Below are 18680 nucleotides of genomic sequence, written 5' to 3'. Positions count from 1 at the left end.
AGAAAACAAAAACCAATGGAGATGTTTTGGCGAACATCTCTATATACACGAAAATGAAGACATTCTCCATTCTGTTTTTGATTTCTGATCATATAGCCCACAACCGGAATCGAACCGGTCACCTCTTCCTTACCAAGGAAGTGCTCTACCGACTGAGCTATGTGGGCGCTGCTCTAGGTGAGCGGGTGATGGGAATCGAACCCACGCTATCAGCTTGGAAGGCTGAAGTTCTACCATTGAACTACACCCGCTTTCTAGTTACCAGAAACTAGAATCTGTTATCCGGCACAAAACCGCTGCTCGTGTATACAGGGCAGTAACAATACCATGCCAGCGAAAAATCCAGTTTCTGGTATCCAGAATTGGAGGGGGAAGGATTCGAACCTTCGAAGGCGTAAGCCGTCAGATTTACAGTCTGATCCCTTTGGCCGCTCGGGAACCCCTCCTGAAAATCGAGCGGGAATTTTGCTTTATAGCCGTAATTATGTCAATCACATGAGGAAAATAATTCGAAAATTTTAATAACTTGGCGCTTTTTTGGCATATACAATCATGACTCCGGAAAAATGATTGACACAGCGGTTCGCTAAACAAACCCTGTTTATGTATTTGAATCTCAGGAGCGGAATTTAGAAAATAAGAACTTGTTAAGTCTTGACAAAGCTGGCAGTCGGACTCGAACCGACGACCTGCTGATTACAAATCAGCTGCTCTACCAACTGAGCTATGCCAGCGCCTTAGTTAGGGGTGCAATTTTAGCTATATCATATGAAAAATAGCAACGATTATAATAAATCTACTAATAAAAAATATTAGTCCATTGAAGAAAAGCTTTTTCTTACCAAAGCAATGACAAAGAGGTAAAACTTCCTTCCATTTTATGAAACAACAATAGATTTACATGAAACAACAAGTGTCGTTACGATGTTCATTGTGCTCTGCCTCTGCCTGGCTCTCAAGGTCTCTCTCCGCCTCGTGGGCGCCCATAGCATGATATCTCGCAGCAGCCTGATGTAGATGTCTTTCTGCCTCACCATGATTGCCTAAAATATGCTGCCGCTCAGCTTCGCGTTCTTCCTGAATGGCTGCCAATGTTCCGCAGCATATGCCAAGAAGCTCACAAATTACTGCCGTAGAATCTTGATTTGAATTGTTATTGCGGCTGCTACTCATGCAATCTCTCCTCCATGCTAAGTTCAATTTATAGTAATTATCTAAACAAAAAGCCCCTGCAAGGATTAATTGCAGGGGCTTTAGGAAAAAGAGCCTGGCGATGACCGACTTTGGCATGGATAAACCCACACTATCATAGGCGCTAAATGGTTTCACTTCTGAGTTCGAGATGGGATCAGGTGGTACCCACTTGCTCTGGTCGCCAGGCAGTAACTGGTTGAAACGGCACAGGTTGAACTGCCGTCCTGAAGCTTTGTGCGGCGTAAGGTTCCTCTGCTTCCAGGGGATTTCCCGCACCGCGTGCTCAGGATAATTGCGAAGTACACTTTCATCAAACGACTTGGGTGTTATATGGTCAAGTCGCACGGTCAATTAGTACTGGTTAGCTAAATACATTACTGTACGTTCACACCCAGCCTATCAACGTTGTGGTCTCCAACGGACCTACAGGAGCTTACGCTCGTGAGATCTCATCTTGGGGCGAGCTTCCCGCTTAGATGCTTTCAGCGGTTATCTCTTCCGTACATAGCTACCCGGCAATGCCACTGGCGTGACAACCGGAACACCAGAGGTACGTTCACTCCGGTCCTCTCGTACTAGGAGCAACTCCCCTCAAATCTCAAACGCCCACGGCAGATAGGGACCGAACTGTCTCACGACGTTCTAAACCCAGCTCGCGTACCACTTTAAATGGCGAACAGCCATACCCTTGGGACCGGCTTCAGCCCCAGGATGTGATGAGCCGACATCGAGGTGCCAAACACCGCCGTCGATATGAACTCTTGGGCGGTATCAGCCTGTTATCCCCGGCGTACCTTTTATCCGTTGAGCGATGGCCCTTCCATACAGAACCACCGGATCACTAGAACCTACTTTCGTACCTGCTCGACCCGTCAGTCTCGCAGTCAAGCCCACTTTTGCTCTTATACGCACTGCGCGATGTCCGACCGCGCTGAGTGGACCTTCGTACTCCTCCGTTACTCTTTGGGAGGAGACCGCCCCAGTCAAACTACCCACCATGCACTGTCCCCATCCCGGATTACGAGATTAGGTTAGAGCCCCAAGCATTTCAGGGTGGTATTTCAAGGTCGGCTCCACCTGAGCTAGCGCCCAGGTTTCAAAGCCTCCCACCTATCCTACACAGAAACGCTCAAAGTCCAGTGCAAAGCTATAGTAAAGGTGCACGGGGTCTTTCCGTCTTGCCGCGGGTACACTGCATCTTCACAGCAAATTCAACTTCACTGAGTCTCGGGTGGAGACAGTGTGGCTATCGTTACGCCTTTCGTGCAGGTCGGAACTTACCCGACAAGGAATTTCGCTACCTTAGGACCGTTATAGTTACGGCCGCCGTTTACCGGGGCTTCGATCAAGAGCTTCGCTTGCGCTAACCCCATCACTTAACCTTCCGGCACCGGGCAGGCGTCACACCCTATACTTCCTCTTTCGAGTTTGCAGAGTGCTGTGTTTTTAATAAACAGTCGCAGCCACCGATTCTTTGCAACCTCTCTCAGCTTAAGCCGCAGGGCTCTCACCTAACAGAGGCACACCTTCTCCCGAAGTTACGGTGTCAATTTGCCTAGTTCCTTCACCCGAGTTCTCTCAAGCGCCTTAGTATTCTCAACTTGTCCACCTGTGTCGGTTTGCGGTACGGTTCAATGACTTTCAACACTTAGAGGATTTTCCTGGAAGCTTAGCATCAACTACTTCCCCCGCAACGTGTGCGGGGTCGTCATCACACCTCAGAATAGGAATGAGCGGATTTGCCTACTCATTCTTCCTACATGCTTAAACTGGGACAACCAACACCCAGCTAGCCTAGCTTTCTCCGTCCCCCCTTCGCTCCAGTCACCAAGTGCAGGAATATTAACCTGCTTCCCATCAGCTACGCTTCTCAGCCTCACCTTAGGGGCCGACTCACCCTGCGTCGATTACCGTCGCGCAGGAAACCTTGGACTTTCGGCGTGCGAGTTTTTCTCTCGCATTATCGTTACTCATGTCAGCATTCGCACTTCTGATATCTCCAGCATCCCTCTCAGGACACCTTCACAGACTTACAGAACGCTCCTCTACCACCCGTACTAATGTACGGATCCGTAGCTTCGGTGGATAGTTTTAGCCCCGTTACATCTTCCGCGCAAGCCGACTCGACCAGTGAGCTATTACGCTTTCTTTAAAAGATGGCTGCTTCTAAGCCAACTTCCTGGCTGTCTCGGCCTTCTCACATCGTTTACCACTTAACTATCTCTTGGGGACCTTAGCTGACGGTCTGGGCTTTTTCCCTCTTCACGACGGACCTTATCACCCGCCGTGTGTCTCCTGTGATATGGCTTTGCGGTATTCGGAGTTTGCATCGGTTTGGTAGGACTATCACGTCCCCCTAGCCGGCACAGTGCTCTACCCCCGCAAAGAACCTCACAAGGCACTACCTAAATAGCTTTCGAGGAGAACCAGCTATCTCCGGGCTTGTTTAGCCTTTCACTCCTAGCCACAACTCATCTCCTACTTTTTCAACAGTAGTGAGTTCGGGCCTCCAGAACGTGTTACCGTCCCTTCACCCTGGTCATGGCTAGATCGCCCGGCTTCGGGTCTAATAATGCCGACTTAACGCCCATTTCGGACTCGGTTTCCCTTCGCCTCCCCTATTCGGTTAAGCTCGCCAACACTATTAACTCGCTGACCCATTATACAAAAGGTACGCAGTCACCAGATTACTCCGGCTTCCACTGCTTGTACGCACACGGTTTCAGGTTCTATTTCACTCCCCTCTCCGGGGTTCTTTTCGCCTTTCCCTCACGGTACTTGTTCACTATCGGTCAGTAAGGAGTATTTAGCCTTGGAGGATGGTCCCCCCATCTTCAAACAGGATTTCACGTGTCCCGTCCTACTTTTCGAACGCTTGCACATCCACTACTTTTCACATACGGGGCTATCACCCTCTACGGCTGGCCTTTCCAAACCATTCTGCTAAGTAGTCAATGCTTTCCACGTTCAGGCTGCTTCCCGTTCGCTCGCCACTACTAGGGAAATCTCGGTTGATTTCTTTTCCTATAGGTACTTAGATGTTTCAGTTCCCTACGTTCGCTTCTCTGGACCTATGTATTCAGTCCAGGATGACAGGATCTCTCCTGTCGGGTTTCCCCATTCAGATATCCTCGGATCAAAGCTTGTTGCCAGCTCCCCGGGGCTTTTCGCAGGCTGCCACGTCTTTCTTCGCCTCTTACTGCCAAGGCATTCACCCTGTGCGCTTAATTTCTTGACCATATAACCCCAAATCGTCTCCGCTCCATATCACGCTCGCGCGCAATATCCAGCAGCAACCACCAGGATCATATGCATTTTACTAAAGTTAACTTGAGTAAATACACCCAGTGTACTTCGCTTTATTTCAACCAAATTGTTAAAGAACTTTCTGTCCCGTCTAGAGATCAGAAGATAACTCTCTTAAACACCGAATCCTATCTTCTGTTCTCTTCTTTCCTGGAGCCAGTCGGGATCGAACCGACGACCCCCTGCTTGCAAAGCAGATGCTCTCCCAGCTGAGCTATGGCCCCGATGTTCCTATCGCTTCGCTCGGGCAAAGCCCTCGCTTGCGACTTAAGGGTAGAACTGCGTTTCTCCCCTTAAGAAACCCCATTGCTTTACCACTATCAATGCGGCTCTAACTCAAATCATCCAGCGCAACTTCAAACCCTTACCTCTTTAGCCTTGATCCAGCCAAAGAGCTAAACGCTTTGTGCTCCTTCACCTATCGCTTCGCTCGGGCAAAGCCCTCGCTTGCGACTTAAGGGTAGAACTGCGTTTCTTCCCTTAAGAAACCCCATTGCTTTACCACTATCAATGCGGCTCTAACTCAAAAACAGCCCGCCCTCACACTCTCGTTGGTGGGCCTGGGTGGACTTGAACCACCGACCCCACGCTTATCAAGCGTGTGCTCTAACCAACTGAGCTACAGGCCCCGCAGGGTCTCTTCTCAATCTCTTCTCTTACACAAGCCTCAAGAGTGATTTATGTGCGCGCCTTCCCAAGTGTGCGATCTATCTTTACTTCAGCCTCGCGGCTGATCGGCACTTCCCGCCACCGGCGGTCAGTACCTTCAATATAGTAAGGAGGTGATCCAGCCACAGGTTCCCCTACGGCTACCTTGTTACGACTTCGTCCCAGTCATGAATCATACCGTGGTAAGCGTCTCCCTTTCGGTTCAACTACCCACTTCTGGTACCATCCACTCCCATGACGTGACGGGCGGTGTGTACAAGGCCCGGGAACGTATTCACCGCGACGTTGCTGATTCGCGATTACTAGCGATTCCAACTTCATGGAGTCGAGTTGCAGACTCCAATCCGGACTACGAGACGCTTTATGAGATTAGCTCCCCCTCGCGGGTTCGCGACCCTCTGTACGCCCCATTGTAGCACGTGTGTAGCCCTACCCATAAAGGCCATGATGACTTGACGTCGTCCCCGCCTTCCTCCGGTTCCTCACCGGCAGTCTCCTTAGAGTCCCCAACTAAATGCTGGCAACTAAGGACAAGGGTTGCGCTCGTTACGGGACTTAACCCAACATCTCACAACACGAGCTGACGACAGCCATGCAGCACCTGTCTCTGCGTTCCTTTCGGCACTCCCAACTCTCATCGGGATTCGCAGGATGTCAAGGGTAGGTAAGGTTCTTCGCGTTGCATCGAATTAAACCACATGCTCCACCGCTTGTGCGGGCCCCCGTCAATTCATTTGAGTTTCAACCTTGCGGCCGTACTTCCCAGGCGGAAGACTTATCGCGTTAGCTTCAATACTGATAGGTTCCCCTACCAACATTTAGTCCTCATCGTTTACAGCGTGGACTACCAGGGTATCTAATCCTGTTCGCTCCCCACGCTTTCGCGCCTCAGCGTCAGTATTATGCCAGGTGGCTGCCTTCGCCATTGACGTTCCTTCCGATCTCTACGCATTTCACCGCTACACCGGAAATTCCGCCACCCTCTCATATACTCCAGTTAGATAGTTTGCGATGCACTTCCCAGGTTAAGCCCGGGGCTTTCACACCACACACATCTTACCGCCTACGCGCCCTTTACGCCCAGTAACTCCGATTAACGCTCGCACCCTCTGTATTACCGCGGCTGCTGGCACAGAGTTTGCCGGTGCTTATTCTGTCGGTACCGTCAACATACCCGGATATTCACCGGGCACACTTCTTCCCAACCTAAAGAGCTTTACGACCCGAGGGCCTTCTTCACTCACGCGGCATCGCTGGATCAGGGTTGCCCCCATTGTCCAATATTCCCCACTGCTGCCTCCCGTAGGAGTCTGGGCCGTGTCTCAGTCCCAGTGTGACTGGTCGTCCTCTCAGACCAGTTACCGATCACCGCCTTGGTGAGCCTTTACCTCACCAACTAGCTAATCGGACGCAGGCCCCTCCTCAAGTGCCACCCTCGCGGGCAGCTTTACTCTCTCGAGATTATGCGGTATTAGCCAAAGTTTCCCTTGGTTATCCCCCGCTTGAGGGCAGGTTCCTACGTATTCCTCACCCGTCCGCCGCTCGTCAGCAGCTAGTATTGCTACTAGCCCTGCTACCGCTCGACTTGCATGTGTTAGGCGTGCCGCCAGCGTTCAATCTGAGCCATGATCAAACTCTCCACTTCTTTAAAACTCGTATGCTCCTATAGACTCTCATCCATAGTCGCAAATTCTCCTTCGCACTGAATTGCTCAGGTAAGCGCGCACATATATCACTCTTTCAACTTGTTAAAGAACTTTTACCGCTTGAGAGGGCGCATTCTACCCGTTCCCGCTCATGTGTCAACATCAAAAACACACTTTTTTCATCTTTTTTTACATTAACGTCACTTTAGCAAAACGACGTTTACCTACTTGTAAAATAATTGTCTTTTTTTCTTTGATATGCAAATTTTTATCCGATATGCGCTCGCCATCTACCCGCACCGCGCCCTGCTGCAGCAAGCGATTGGCTTCAGAAGTACTGTCTGACAATCCCGCCGCCTTGATAATATGTGCAATTGACATGCCCGCATCGCCTGACGACACCTGCACTTCCGGCATATCTTCCGGCATCTGTCCCTTTTGGAACTGCGCAATAAAGTTTTCACGCGCCAACCTGGCTGCCTCAGGTTGATGAAACCGTGCCGCCAGCTCCTCACCCAGTAAAAACTTCACATCTCGGGGATTCATGCCATTGTTGACCTGATCACGCAGATTTTTAATTTCCTCAATCGACTTGAAGCTGACCAATTCAAACCATAACCACATGGTTTCATCCGAGATTGACATGACCTTGCCAAAAATCTGATCGGCTGACTCGTCAATTCCAATATAATTTCCCAGCGACTTGGACATTTTTTTGATCCCGTCCAGACCCGGAAGCAACGGCAGTGTAATAATTATCTGAGGCTTCTGCCCAAAATGTTTTTGCAATTCCCTGCCCATGAGCAAGTTGAACTTCTGATCCGTACCGCCCAGCTCAATGTCCGCCCGCATCGCAACCGAATCATACCCCTGAAGCAGCGGGTAAAGAAATTCATGGATGGCAATAGGCTGCTCTGAGGTAAAACGCTTGTGGAAATCATCCCTTTCCAGCATTCTCGCGACAGTATGGGTTGATGCGAGCCGGATCAAATCCACGGCAGACAATTTGTCTCCCCACTGGGAATTGAACAAAATGCTGGTTTTCTCGGGATGCAAGACCTTGAATACTTGCTTTTGGTATGTCAGGGCATTTTCCTGCACTTGTTCCCGCGTCAAAGGCGGCCGGGTTTCGTTTTTCCCGGAAGGATCGCCTATCATGCCGGTGAAATCACCGATCAGGAATTGGATTTCATGACCCAGCTCTTGCAACTGCCTCATCTTGTTTAACAAAACAGTATGCCCCAGATGCAGATCCGGAGCGGTAGGATCAAAACCAGCCTTGACACGCAGCGGGCGCCCTTCTTTTAATTTGGCAATCAGCTCATCCTCAATCAGAATTTCTTCCGTGCCGCGCCGGATAATGGATAATGCTTCTTCAATCAATGTCATCTCGCACTCCGCTTTCGCTAAATGTTCTGAATCAAGGGGCAAATTATGGCACAATAGAAGCCTGATGCGAGAGGGTATTTTTACAACGCAACTTCAGAGAGTCCTATGAAAGATTTATATATCGGATTAATGTCTGGCACGAGCGCCGATGGCATCGATGCCGCGTTAGTGGATTTCAGCCGGCCTGTTCCGGCAGTCGAAGCTACTTATTACACTCCCTATGCACAGGAATTGAAAAATAAAATTCTTGCCCTATGCCATCGGGGAGAAAATGAAATCCATCGTTTAGGTGAATTGGATGTTTTATTGGGCAAGGAGTTTGCTTCAGCGGTCAATCATTTGCTTAACAAAAACTCCATCCGCCCACAGTCGATTAAAGCCATAGGAAGTCACGGACAAACCGTGCGCCATCATCCACACCCGCCATTCCGGTTCACTCTCCAGATCGGAGATCCCAACACCATTGCGGCAGAAACCGGAATCACGACCGTGGCTGATTTTCGTCGCAAGGACATCGCCCATGGCGGGCAAGGCGCTCCGCTGGTTCCCGCGTTTCATCAGCATGTTTTCGCGTCTGCGGCTGTCCATCGCGCCATTGTGAATATAGGCGGCATTGCAAATGCGACCATACTGAAACGAAATCATCCTGATGTTATCGGCTTCGACACGGGACCTGGAAATGTGTTAATGGACGCCTGGATTCATCTTCATCACAATCAAAATCATGATACTAACGGAGCCTGGGGAGCACAGGGAACACTGCACACGGAATTGCTCGCAAGTTTGCTTAAACATGATTTTTTCCAGCTGCCGCCTCCCAAAAGCACTGGACGCGAACAGTTTCATCTTGAGTGGCTGAACAGCCAATTGCGCCCGTTTGCAAAAAACATTCCCGCCGCGGATGTGCAGACAACGCTGGTAGAATTAACAGCTCGCAGCATCATTGAATCCGTACAACAGCAATTATCAGGCGGTGAAATTCTCGTTTGCGGCGGCGGCACACATAATGCTTTCCTGATGTCGCGGTTACGTGATCTCGCAGCGCCGCGTTTTATTGTCGATACAACAATAAAATATGGACTGGATCCCGACTGGATAGAGGCGACCGCATTCGCCTGGCTGGCGCGGCAAACCATCAACCGGAAAACGGGCAACCTGCCAGGCGCAACCGGCGCCAGCAAAGCAGTCATTCTAGGCGGAATTTATTATGGTTCTTAACCTTTCAGCAAAGCAGATCGTCCGCATTACGCCACTTCACATTTAAAGTCTTCATACTTCCCTCCGGGGCCGCGCTCGATTTTCTCCAGATAGTTAAATATGAAACGGAAAGGGTAATCAAACACAATACTCAGCTGCGCGCGCAGGTTTTCTTCTTCTTTTGCGCTAAAGGGTGAGATATGCGCAAGATTAATATGGATCTCGCTCAGGCTTTTTTGTATCACCTGGAATTGAGCGCCCGAAAACATATCCATTAAGCGCAGCCCGTTACTGGTAAAACTGGGCCAGATACGACGCCCATCGGGAAGTTTCAACATATTCCGCTGCCTGCCCAAAATGCGCTTAATAACAGGCAGATTCCTGCCGCATGAACATGGTTCACCAGGAGAAGCATAATCACCCACGAAGTACCGGATTAGAGGCGAGGCAAAATTATGCAGCGCGGTGGCAACTACCCTGCCAGGCTCATCGATTTCACACAACTTGCCTTGCTCATTGATAATTTCAACCAGAACATTTTCAGATTGCACATGATAATGCTCTTGTTCGGGACACTGCAGCGCAAGATAGCCCAGCTCTTTGGTCGAATAGGTATCGACAAGCTGCACTCCCATCACCTCCTTAACCATTCTTCGCAAATCCGGTTCAACGATTTCACTGTTTGTGTGCACCATGGTCAAATGATCCGGCACGCCTCCGTGCGCGGCAAAGTATTGCGTGATTTCACGCAGCGTAGAAGGGTTGCAGTTCAGGTAATGCGGATTGATATCACGCAGCCATCGCACTTCTTCTTCCGTTGTGCAAATGGTCAAATGATGGCATTTGCCCGTAGGTACTACCCGGTAAGTCGCCGGCCCCCAGTTTTCAAAAACTGCTCCGTGCGGAGGCTTGGCCGCCGGATTTTCCGTGAAACGAATCACGGCATAGGTTTTGTTGAAATCATGCTTATGCCAGAGATGATCACGGAGAGTCGTTGCATTCCAAAAGAACTGAGTCGCCACATTTCCTTTCACGGTGACAGGCATGCCGGTAGAGCCGGTAGATGTCATTAATTCTGAAGGCTCATGAGAAGGGAGCGGCGATTCACTAAAAATTGCGTCTTTTGCCTGTTGCAAATCCAGCCGGCTTAGCATTGGTATTTCATCCCAAATCTCGCGCAGCTGTTCCCCGTTCGTTATAACAGGCAAATGAGAAAATTTGCTGCGATAATACGGTACTGTTTTACGCGCAAAATTAATTACTTCAACTAATTGCGTAAACTGCAGGGTCAACAGCGTTGACGGGGAAAAAGTCTCACTGAGATTGAAATAATGAATTTGTGAAAGTAATTGCGCAGCCATTGGTGTTGGAATGACTGGCCAGACAATACCCGGTATGGAACTAGGGATTGGCAATGAAATTGCAAGCTCGTTATTCATGGGTAAACCATCCTGTGTAACCTGGGTTCCAGAGTAATGTGTAAATGGGAATTAAGATAGTATCAAAGAATACATGTTTGATTAAAGAAGTTGTACGAATGCCAAGGGCAGGATCGATGAAGTGAATCCCGGCGTGTTAATCAACAGGCCGGGATTATCATTGATTTGCAGATTACATCCAGTCTGTGCTGAGCTTGATACCCACGAACAATCCCTGGTCTCCGAAGTTGCTGGTCTTGGTAGAGAACGAGGAAGAACTGGATTGCACAAGCGCGGCTTCAGCCACAGAAGCGGATTCACTGCTTTCTGGCCGTTCAATGGCATGGATGTATGACTCCGCCTGCCAGCCGGCATCCACGGTCAGCGTGGTCGTTCTGCAAGGCACGCCTTCCGCTCCAGCCTGACCAAAGACATAGGAATAACTAGCTCCCAGTCTCATGCCCAGCTTGGGAATAACCACATGGCGATTGGTGTAATCAATGCCGCCATTGTATTCATCTGCTGTCAGTTCATTCACCGCAGTCAGTGAAATATCACGCGTGCTCACCAGCAAGGCTGCGTTGGCATTGGCGAACAAGGCAAAACCGTAAGGCAGGTGATATGTCATGTCAAACTCGGCGCGCGGGCCCCAGCCTCTCATGTCACTCTTGGAGTAAAAACCAAAAGTATCAGAGGTATCGTAATAAGGATTCGCTGTCACCGTCATCTTGCTGTTCAGTTTCGCATATTCCACACCGCCGGCGAAACGAACACTCCAGGGGTTGTTAAAGTAAACAGTGTGTCCCCAGACCAGATAAGCCTCATCCAGGTCAAACGTCACTTTCCCGCTCACGTTTTTCCAGGGATAAGTTGATAGCCAGCGGGGAGTGGCATAGCCGGCACCGTTAATAAGTCCGCTTGTTGAGATAGAATCCGTGTCACTGGTGCGCATCTGCATCCAGCTCAGGGTGAGATCGTCGTTTTCTGTAAACTTGATCCCGCCGTAGACACGCCAGTTCCAGTCATAAGAAGGACTGATGGCATGAGTATAAAAAGACCCGTTGCTGGTGCTGGGAAATACTGTCACATAATCCAGATCACCGTTCTGAGGGCGCAGATCCAGGCCTTCAACTCCTATAAATGCCCCTGACAAGGATGGCGACCAGGAAGCGTTATTGTTTGGCATAGCTGCATACGACGCGCCAGCCATACCCAAGACTATCATGCTAACCGCACTGCGTTTAAAGAATGACTTCATATCCGTATGCTCCGTGTTATTGACCGTGATGTTACATCTAGATCTTCTATCTTAGAGCAAATACACCAAGCCGTGTAATATGGGTTACACCATGTGGGATAGGGAAAAACCATTATAAAAAATGCCATGCGTCATCCCGATTCGCATGCAGCGAAGCGGGATAATGCATGAGGAACAGGGTTACATCCAGTCAGAGCTGAACTTGATTCCCAGAAACAAGCCCTGGTCGCCAAAGTTGCTGGTCTTGGTTGAGGCAAAACCCGAATAACTGCTCGGCTGTACCAGGTCGCTGCCATCTTGGACATAGCTGGCGTATCCATATTCAGGCCGTTCTATGGCGTGAATATAGGATTCAACCTGCCAGCCAGCGTCAATTGTCAATGATGAGCAAGGCGCACCTTCCCCGCCCGCTTGTCCAAACATATAGGTATAACTGGCACCCAGACGCATACCCAGTTTTGGCACCACAACATGGCGGTTGGAATAATAAGAAGAATACGCACGGTAACCTACATCGGTTTCATAATTGAATTCATCGAAACCTTCCAGTTCAATTTTGCGCGTACTGACCAATAAGGCAGCATTTGTATTGGCGAATAAGGCAAAACCATATGGCAAATGATATGTCATATCAAATTCGACACGTGGGCCCCAGCCATGCAGACGGCTTTCTGCGGTATAGCCTAACGATTGGTTGGTATTGTTGTAATCTGAAGCGGAAACAGAAAAATCACTATCCAGTTTTGCATATTCGATACCAGCTGCATAACGAATGCTCCAGGGGTTATTAAAGTTGATCGTATGACCCCATACACCATAGACTTCATCCAGATCAAATTTGACTTTGGCTGCAACATTTTCCCAATAATTGCCCAGCAACCAGCGCGGCACAGAATAAGACTGATTGTTGATGGCACCGGTAGGCGCGACAGAATCACTGTCACTGGTACGCATTCTCATCCAGCTCAAAGTAATGTCATCATTATCCGTGAACTTGATACCGCCGTATAAACGCCAGCTCCAGTCATAATCGGTTGAAATAGCGCGGGTATAGAAAGACCCGTTTGATGTGGCTGGAAAGAGGGTAACATAATCCAGATCACCATTTTCCGGACGCAAATCCAATGCGTCTACACCAATGAACCAGCCAGTCATGTGAGGTGACCACATGGTATTATTGTTTGGCATGGCTGCATACGATGCACTTGTCAAACCTAATACCGCTGCAGCAATTGCACTGCGTTTGAAGATTGACTTCATGTCCTAAGCTCCCTATTAATAGACCGTGAATTTTCTTGTAGTTCAATATCATATCAAATTAATCAGGATTAGCAATCACGCCGGAAGTATGTACTGAAGAGTCTCGGAATATCCCGTACAGATACGAAAATAAAAATGAAAAACCCGGCTTGCTGAATGCAAGCCGGGTTATCTTGGGAGTGGTTACATCCAATCTGTGCTGAGCTTGATACCCACGAACAATCCCTGATCTCCGAAGTTGCTGGTCTTGGTAGAGAATGAGGAAGAACTGGATTGCACCAGGTTAGGTGAAGTTTCTACGGATGATGTTCCAAAATCCGGCCTTTCAATGGCATGGATATATGATTCCGCCTGCCAGCCGGCATCCACGGTCAGCGTGGTCGTTCTGCAAGGCACGCCTTCCGCTCCAGCCTGACCAAAGACATAGGAATAACTGGCTCCCAGTCTCATACCCAGCTTGGGAATAACCACATGGCGATTGGTGTAATCAATGCCGCCGCCGTCTTCATCTGCTGTCAGTTCATTCACCGCAGTCAGTGAAATATCACGCGTGCTCACCAGCAAGGCTGCGTTGGCATTGGCGAACAAGGCAAAACCGTAAGGCAGGTGATATGTCATGTCAAACTCGGCGCGCGGGCCCCAGCCTCTCATGTCACTCTTGGAGTAAAAACCAAAAGTATCAGAGGTATCGTAATAAGGATTCGCTGTCACCGTCATCTTGCTGTTCAGTTTCGCATATTCCACACCGCCGGCGAAACGAACACTCCAGGGGTTGTTAAAGTAAACAGTGTGTCCCCAGACCAGATAAGCCTCATCCAGGTCAAACGTCACTTTCCCGCTCACGTTTTTCCAGGGATAAGTTGATAGCCAGCGGGGAGTGGCATAGCCGGCACCGTTAATAAGTCCGCTTGTTGAGATAGAATCCGTGTCACTGGTGCGCATCTGCATCCAGCTCAGGGTGAGATCGTCGTTTTCTGTAAACTTGATCCCGCCGTAGACACGCCAGTTCCAGTCATAAGAAGGACTGATGGCATGAGTATAAAAAGACCCGTTGCTGGTGCTGGGAAATACTGTCACATAATCCAGATCACCGTTCTGAGGGCGCAGATCCAGGCCTTCAACTCCTATAAATGCCCCTGACAAGGATGGCGACCAGGAAGCGTTATTGTTTGGCATAGCTGCATACGACGCGCCAGCCATACCCAAGACTATCATGCTAACCGCACTGCGTTTAAAGAATGACTTCATATCCGTATGCTCCATGTATTTGACCGTGATGTTGTATCTTGATCTTTCATCATAGAGCAATTCAAACCCTATCCGCAATATGGAAAATAAATATCAACCTGACCCATATCTTTTCTGTGTCTGGCTTAAGCTGATTACGGAATCCAAAAAATTGGAAGCATGGAGCAGCCATGACAAATCACCAGCTAAAGTCGGCAGGATAAATCTGCCATCCTATTAAGATAACATGCTAGGGAAATGCAAGAAAAAGACACTAATTCGATCATTAAGCATGAAAAAGACAAATAATTACTCTTTTTATCAGCCTTTCTTCACTTACACGCCATTATTTCTGAGAATAAAAAGCTGATCTAACTCTAACAATGAAAAAGCCACTCCAGTCTCTTGCAAGAACCGGAGTGGCTTGACCACAAAAATATTAAAGCCAGTCTGAACTGTACTTAAGCCCAAGGAAAAAGCCCTGGTCGCCAAAGTTGCTGGTTTTTGTAGACGTGAAACTGGAGAAGTAAGCTGTTGAATCAGCCGCAAGCACTGACGGAGCCACTTCTGTTCCACCATCTGGCCGCTCAATGGCATGAATATAAGTATCCACTTGCCAGCCGGCATCAACTGTCAATGATGAGCAAGGCGCACCTTCCCCGCCCGCTTGTCCAAACATATAGGTATAGCTGGCACCCAGGCGCATACCCAGTTTTGGCACCACAACATGGCGGTTAGAGAAATATGCCGAATAACCAAACTGCATTTCATTTTGATTAGAATAGTAAGACTCCAGGGAAACCTTGCGTGTACTGACCAGAAGCGCCGCATTGGTGTTCGCAAACAGGGCAAAACCATATGGCAAGTGATATGTCATATCAAACTCAGCCCGCGGGCCCCAGCCATTCAAGCGGCTTTTATCGGTGTATGACACTGTGCCATAAACGCCATTCAAGTCATCGCCTGTGACATAGAAGTCACTATTCAGTTTCGCATATTCAATACCGCCCGCGAAACGCACACTCCAGGGATTGTTAAAGTTGATCGTATGACCCCATACCGCGTAAGCTTCATCCAGATTGAATTTGACTTTCGCTGAAACATTTTCCCAGTAAGCGCCAAACAGCCAGCGTGGCACAGAATAAGTTTCATTATTGATGGCACCAATAGGAGCAACGGAATCACTGTCACTGGTACGCATTCTCAGCCAGCTTAGGGTGATGTCGTCGTTATCCGTGAACTTGATACCGCCGTATAAACGCCAGCTCCAGTCATGATCGGTTGAAATAGCGCGGGTATAGAAAGACCCGTTTGATGTGGCTGGAAAGAGGGTAACATAATCCAGGTCACCATTTTCCGGACGCAAATCCAATGCGTCTACACCAATGAACCAGCCAGTCATGTGAGGAGACCACATGGCGTTATTGCTTGGCATGGCTGCGTATGACGCACCCGACATGCCTAACACTGCCGCCGCAATGACACTACGTTTGAAAATTGACTTCATTTCCGTTTGCTCCCTGTTAAATTTCCGTTAGTAAAATCTGACAGTTATCATATCAAAAAATATATCTTCCACAACATCTCTCTTTCCACAAAAATGAAGCGGCTCGCATGAACGGCTTACGCAGAAAAAAAATCCCGGTATGTGTGAACATACCGGGATTCCGTGTTGCTTTGATTACATCCAGTCTGAACTGTATTTGATGCCCAGGAACAAACCTTGATCGCCAAAGTTGCTGGTTTTGGTTGCGCCAATTCCCGAGTAGCCAGAGCTGGATTGAAGCAGTCCTCCCACGCCATTTGACACATAATCACTGTTTGGACGCTCAATGGCATGTATGTAAGACTCAACCTGCCATCCGGCATCGATAGTCAGGCTGGAGCAAGGCGCACCTTCACCGCCGGCCTGGCCAAACATGAAAGAGTAGCTTGCACCCAGACGCATGCCTAGCTTGGGAATCACAACGTGACGGTTGGAATAGTAGCTGGAATACAAATCATAGCCGCCGCCATTGTAATAATTGCTGCTATAGCCTTCCAGTTCGATTTTGCGTGTGCTGACCAGTAAAGCCGCATTGGTGTTGGCAAACAAGGCAAAGTTGTATGGCAAATGGTATGTCATATCAAACTCGACCCGCGGGCCCCAGCCGTTCAAACGGCTTTCAGCTGTGTAACTAAGGGTGTCATAACTGCTGTTATTAAAGTCATCAGCTGACACCGAGAAATCGCTATTCAGTTTTACATATTCGAGACCACCCGCGAAGCGCACGCTCCAGGGATTATTAAAGTTGATGGTATGGCCCCATACCGCATAAGCTTCATCCAGATCAAATTTGACCTTGGCTGAAACATTTTCCCAATAATTGCCAAACAACCAGCGCGGCACAGAATAAGATTGACTGTTTACGGCACCGATAGGGGCGACAGAATCGCTGTCGCTGGCATGGAATCTCATCCAGCTCAGAGTGATGTCGTCATTATCCGTGAATTTGATTCCGCCGTATAAACGCCAGCCCCAATCATAGGAAGGCGAAATGGCACGGGTAAAGAAAGATCCGTTTGAGGTGTTTGGGAATAAAGTGACATAATCCAGGTCACCGTTTTCCGGCCGCAAATCCAATGCGTCTACACCAATGAACCAGCCAGTCATGTGAGGAGACCACATGGTGTTGCTGCTTGGCATGGCTGCATAAGATGCGCCAGTCATGCTTAACACTGCTACCGCGATTGCGCTACGTTTGAAAATTGATTTCATATCCTTATGCTCCCTGTGAAAGTTCCGTAATCAATTATACTAACCGATATATTAACAAATCCCAAGCATTGCACAATCTGTTTATGCAGAACTCACGCTTGTCATGAAACCATCATGAATTAACCGTATCAAAAAAATCCCGGACTGTATGAACAGGCCGGGATTCTGTATTGCAAAGATTACATCCAGTCTGAACTGTACTTAAGCCCAAGGAAAAAGCCCTGGTCGCCAAAGTTGCTGGTTTTTGTCGCACCGACTCCTGAATATCCAGAAGTAGGCTGGACAAGAGTGGAAACTGACGAGTAATCGCCGTTTGGACGCTCGATAGCATGGATGTAGGAATCAACCTGCCAGCCAGCATCGATAGTCAGACTAGAGCAAGGAGCACCTTCCCCGCCGGCCTGGCCAAACATATAGGTATAACTGGCGCCCAGACGCATGCCCAGTTTTGGCACCACAACATGGCGGTTGGAATAATAGCTATTCAGCAAATAATATGACTCATAATCGCTGCTATAACCTTCCAGCGACAGCTTGCGTGTGCTGACCAGTAAAGCCGCATTGGTGTTCGCAAACAGGGCAAAACCATATGGCAGGTGATATGTCATATCAAACTCAGCCCGCGGGCCCCAGCCATTCAGACGGCTTTTAGCTTTATAAGCAAGCGTATCATAGCTGCCGTTAAAGTCATCGCCAGAAACGGAAAAGTCACTGTTTAACCTTGCATACTCGATACCAGCCGCGTAACGCACGCTCCAGGGATTGTTAAAGTTGATCGTATGACCCCATACCGCATAAGCTTCATCCAGATCAAACTTGACTTTCGCTGAAACATTTTCCCAGTAAGTACCGGGCAGCCAGCGTGGCACAGAATAAGTTTCATTATTGATGGCACCAATAGGAGCAACGGAATCACTGTCACTGGTACGCATTCTCAGCCAGCTCAGGGTGATGTCGTCGTTATCCGTGAACTTGATACCGCCGTATAAACGCCAGCTCCAGTCATGATCGGTTGAAATAGCGCGGGTATAGAAAGACCCGTTTGATGTGGCTGGAAAGAGGGTAACATAATCCAGGTCACCATTTTCCGGACGCAAATCCAATGCGTCTACACCAATGAACCAGCCAGTCATGTGAGGAGACCACATGGCGTTATTGCTTGGCATGGCTGCGTATGACGCACCCGACATGCCAACGACTAACAAACTGATTGCACTTTTTTTAAAAAAAGACTTCATTACCTAATACTCCCTATAAGTTTGATATGCATAAAACTCCCACAAGATATACTACCAAATAAACATGAGAACACAATATCAATAACGAATGAATCATGGAAAATGCTACAGCTTGCCGCC

Annotated in this window: 10 protein-coding genes, 6 tRNA genes and 3 rRNA genes; 1 reads left to right on the top strand and 18 read right to left on the bottom strand. The window is 48.7% G+C overall.

Going from position 1 to position 18680, the window contains the following annotated elements; all coding sequences use genetic code 11:
• Positions 1–94: 94 nt before the first annotated feature.
• From AQULUS_RS02160 to tyrS, 11 genes are all read right to left on the bottom strand, one after another.
• Positions 95–167 (bottom strand) — tRNA-Thr (locus AQULUS_RS02160).
• A 13-nt stretch (positions 168–180) separates the two neighbouring features.
• Positions 181–251 (bottom strand) — tRNA-Gly (locus tag AQULUS_RS02155).
• A 112-nt stretch (positions 252–363) separates the two neighbouring features.
• Positions 364–446 (bottom strand) — tRNA-Tyr (locus AQULUS_RS02150).
• A gap of 215 nt (positions 447–661) precedes the next feature.
• Positions 662–734, bottom strand: a tRNA-Thr gene (locus AQULUS_RS02145).
• Positions 735–897: 163 nt separating this feature from the next.
• A complete protein-coding gene (locus AQULUS_RS02140; RefSeq protein ID WP_148338178.1) occupies positions 898–1173 on the bottom strand; it encodes a hypothetical protein in 276 nt (91 codons plus the stop codon).
• A 92-nt stretch (positions 1174–1265) separates the two neighbouring features.
• Positions 1266–1380 (bottom strand): 5S ribosomal RNA (rrf, locus tag AQULUS_RS02135).
• 144 nt (positions 1381–1524) lie between these two features.
• Positions 1525–4432: ribosomal RNA gene (locus AQULUS_RS02130) — 23S ribosomal RNA — on the bottom strand.
• 219 nt (positions 4433–4651) lie between these two features.
• A tRNA-Ala gene (locus AQULUS_RS02125) sits at positions 4652–4724 on the bottom strand.
• 328 nt (positions 4725–5052) lie between these two features.
• Positions 5053–5129: transfer RNA gene (locus AQULUS_RS02120), tRNA-Ile, on the bottom strand.
• A gap of 146 nt (positions 5130–5275) precedes the next feature.
• Positions 5276–6814 (bottom strand): 16S ribosomal RNA (locus AQULUS_RS02115).
• Together the 16S, 23S and 5S rRNA genes with 2 tRNA genes alongside form the textbook arrangement of a ribosomal RNA operon.
• Before the next feature lie 190 nt (positions 6815–7004).
• On the bottom strand, positions 7005–8204 hold the full coding sequence (tyrS, locus tag AQULUS_RS02110) for a tyrosine--tRNA ligase (protein ID WP_148338176.1): 1200 nt from the start codon (positions 8202–8204) through the stop codon (positions 7005–7007).
• Between the two features lie 105 nt (positions 8205–8309).
• On the opposite strand from tyrS, the gene AQULUS_RS02105 reads away from it, so the two are divergent.
• The gene (locus AQULUS_RS02105) at positions 8310–9422 is read left to right on the top strand and encodes an anhydro-N-acetylmuramic acid kinase (protein ID WP_148338174.1); all 1113 of its coding nucleotides are present in this window, start codon (positions 8310–8312) and stop codon (positions 9420–9422) included.
• A gap of 26 nt (positions 9423–9448) precedes the next feature.
• On the opposite strand, the gene AQULUS_RS02100 is transcribed toward AQULUS_RS02105, so the two are convergent.
• From AQULUS_RS02100 to AQULUS_RS02070, 7 genes are all read right to left on the bottom strand, one after another.
• The gene (locus tag AQULUS_RS02100; RefSeq protein ID WP_148338172.1) at positions 9449–10840 is read right to left on the bottom strand and encodes a phenylacetate--CoA ligase family protein; all 1392 of its coding nucleotides are present in this window, start codon (positions 10838–10840) and stop codon (positions 9449–9451) included.
• Positions 10841–11012: 172 nt separating this feature from the next.
• Entirely contained in the window at positions 11013–12077 is a 1065-nt protein-coding gene (locus AQULUS_RS02095; protein WP_148338170.1) for an Lpg1974 family pore-forming outer membrane protein, read from the bottom strand.
• Between the two features lie 180 nt (positions 12078–12257).
• Entirely contained in the window at positions 12258–13337 is a 1080-nt protein-coding gene (locus AQULUS_RS02090; RefSeq protein ID WP_148338168.1) for an Lpg1974 family pore-forming outer membrane protein, read from the bottom strand.
• A gap of 183 nt (positions 13338–13520) precedes the next feature.
• A complete protein-coding gene (locus tag AQULUS_RS02085; RefSeq protein ID WP_172622700.1) occupies positions 13521–14585 on the bottom strand; it encodes an Lpg1974 family pore-forming outer membrane protein in 1065 nt (354 codons plus the stop codon).
• A 418-nt stretch (positions 14586–15003) separates the two neighbouring features.
• A complete protein-coding gene (locus AQULUS_RS02080; RefSeq protein ID WP_148338165.1) occupies positions 15004–16071 on the bottom strand; it encodes an Lpg1974 family pore-forming outer membrane protein in 1068 nt (355 codons plus the stop codon).
• A gap of 174 nt (positions 16072–16245) precedes the next feature.
• A complete protein-coding gene (locus AQULUS_RS02075) occupies positions 16246–17322 on the bottom strand; it encodes an Lpg1974 family pore-forming outer membrane protein (protein ID WP_148338163.1) in 1077 nt (358 codons plus the stop codon).
• A 179-nt stretch (positions 17323–17501) separates the two neighbouring features.
• Positions 17502–18560, bottom strand: a complete 1059-nt coding sequence (locus tag AQULUS_RS02070; protein ID WP_148338161.1) for an Lpg1974 family pore-forming outer membrane protein — start codon at positions 18558–18560, stop codon at positions 17502–17504.
• Between the last annotated feature and the right edge of the window lie 120 nt (positions 18561–18680).

The sequence above is a fragment of the Aquicella siphonis genome (assembly GCF_902459485.1).
In the GTDB taxonomy this organism is placed as follows: domain Bacteria; phylum Pseudomonadota; class Gammaproteobacteria; order DSM-16500; family DSM-16500; genus Aquicella; species Aquicella siphonis.
The sequence above is the reverse complement of the archived record's forward strand: the minus strand, read 5'-3'. Positions and strand labels throughout refer to the sequence as shown.

Bases quoted from the DNA above. Each gene is read 5' to 3' on its own strand.
- AQULUS_RS02080 (WP_148338165.1), bottom strand. From the start codon at position 16,071: ATGAAGTCAATTTTCAAACGTAGTGTCATTGCGGCGGCAGTGTTAGGC.
- AQULUS_RS02100 (WP_148338172.1), bottom strand. From the start codon at position 10,840: ATGAATAACGAGCTTGCAATTTCATTGCCAATCCCTAGTTCCATACCG.
- AQULUS_RS02105 (WP_148338174.1), top strand. From the start codon at position 8,310: ATGAAAGATTTATATATCGGATTAATGTCTGGCACGAGCGCCGATGGC.
- tyrS (WP_148338176.1), bottom strand. From the start codon at position 8,204: ATGACATTGATTGAAGAAGCATTATCCATTATCCGGCGCGGCACGGAA.
- AQULUS_RS02090 (WP_148338168.1), bottom strand. From the start codon at position 13,337: ATGAAGTCAATCTTCAAACGCAGTGCAATTGCTGCAGCGGTATTAGGT.
- AQULUS_RS02140 (WP_148338178.1), bottom strand. From the start codon at position 1,173: ATGAGTAGCAGCCGCAATAACAATTCAAATCAAGATTCTACGGCAGTA.
- AQULUS_RS02085 (WP_172622700.1), bottom strand. From the start codon at position 14,585: ATGAAGTCATTCTTTAAACGCAGTGCGGTTAGCATGATAGTCTTGGGT.
- AQULUS_RS02095 (WP_148338170.1), bottom strand. From the start codon at position 12,077: ATGAAGTCATTCTTTAAACGCAGTGCGGTTAGCATGATAGTCTTGGGT.
- AQULUS_RS02070 (WP_148338161.1), bottom strand. From the start codon at position 18,560: ATGAAGTCTTTTTTTAAAAAAAGTGCAATCAGTTTGTTAGTCGTTGGC.
- AQULUS_RS02075 (WP_148338163.1), bottom strand. From the start codon at position 17,322: ATGAAATCAATTTTCAAACGTAGCGCAATCGCGGTAGCAGTGTTAAGC.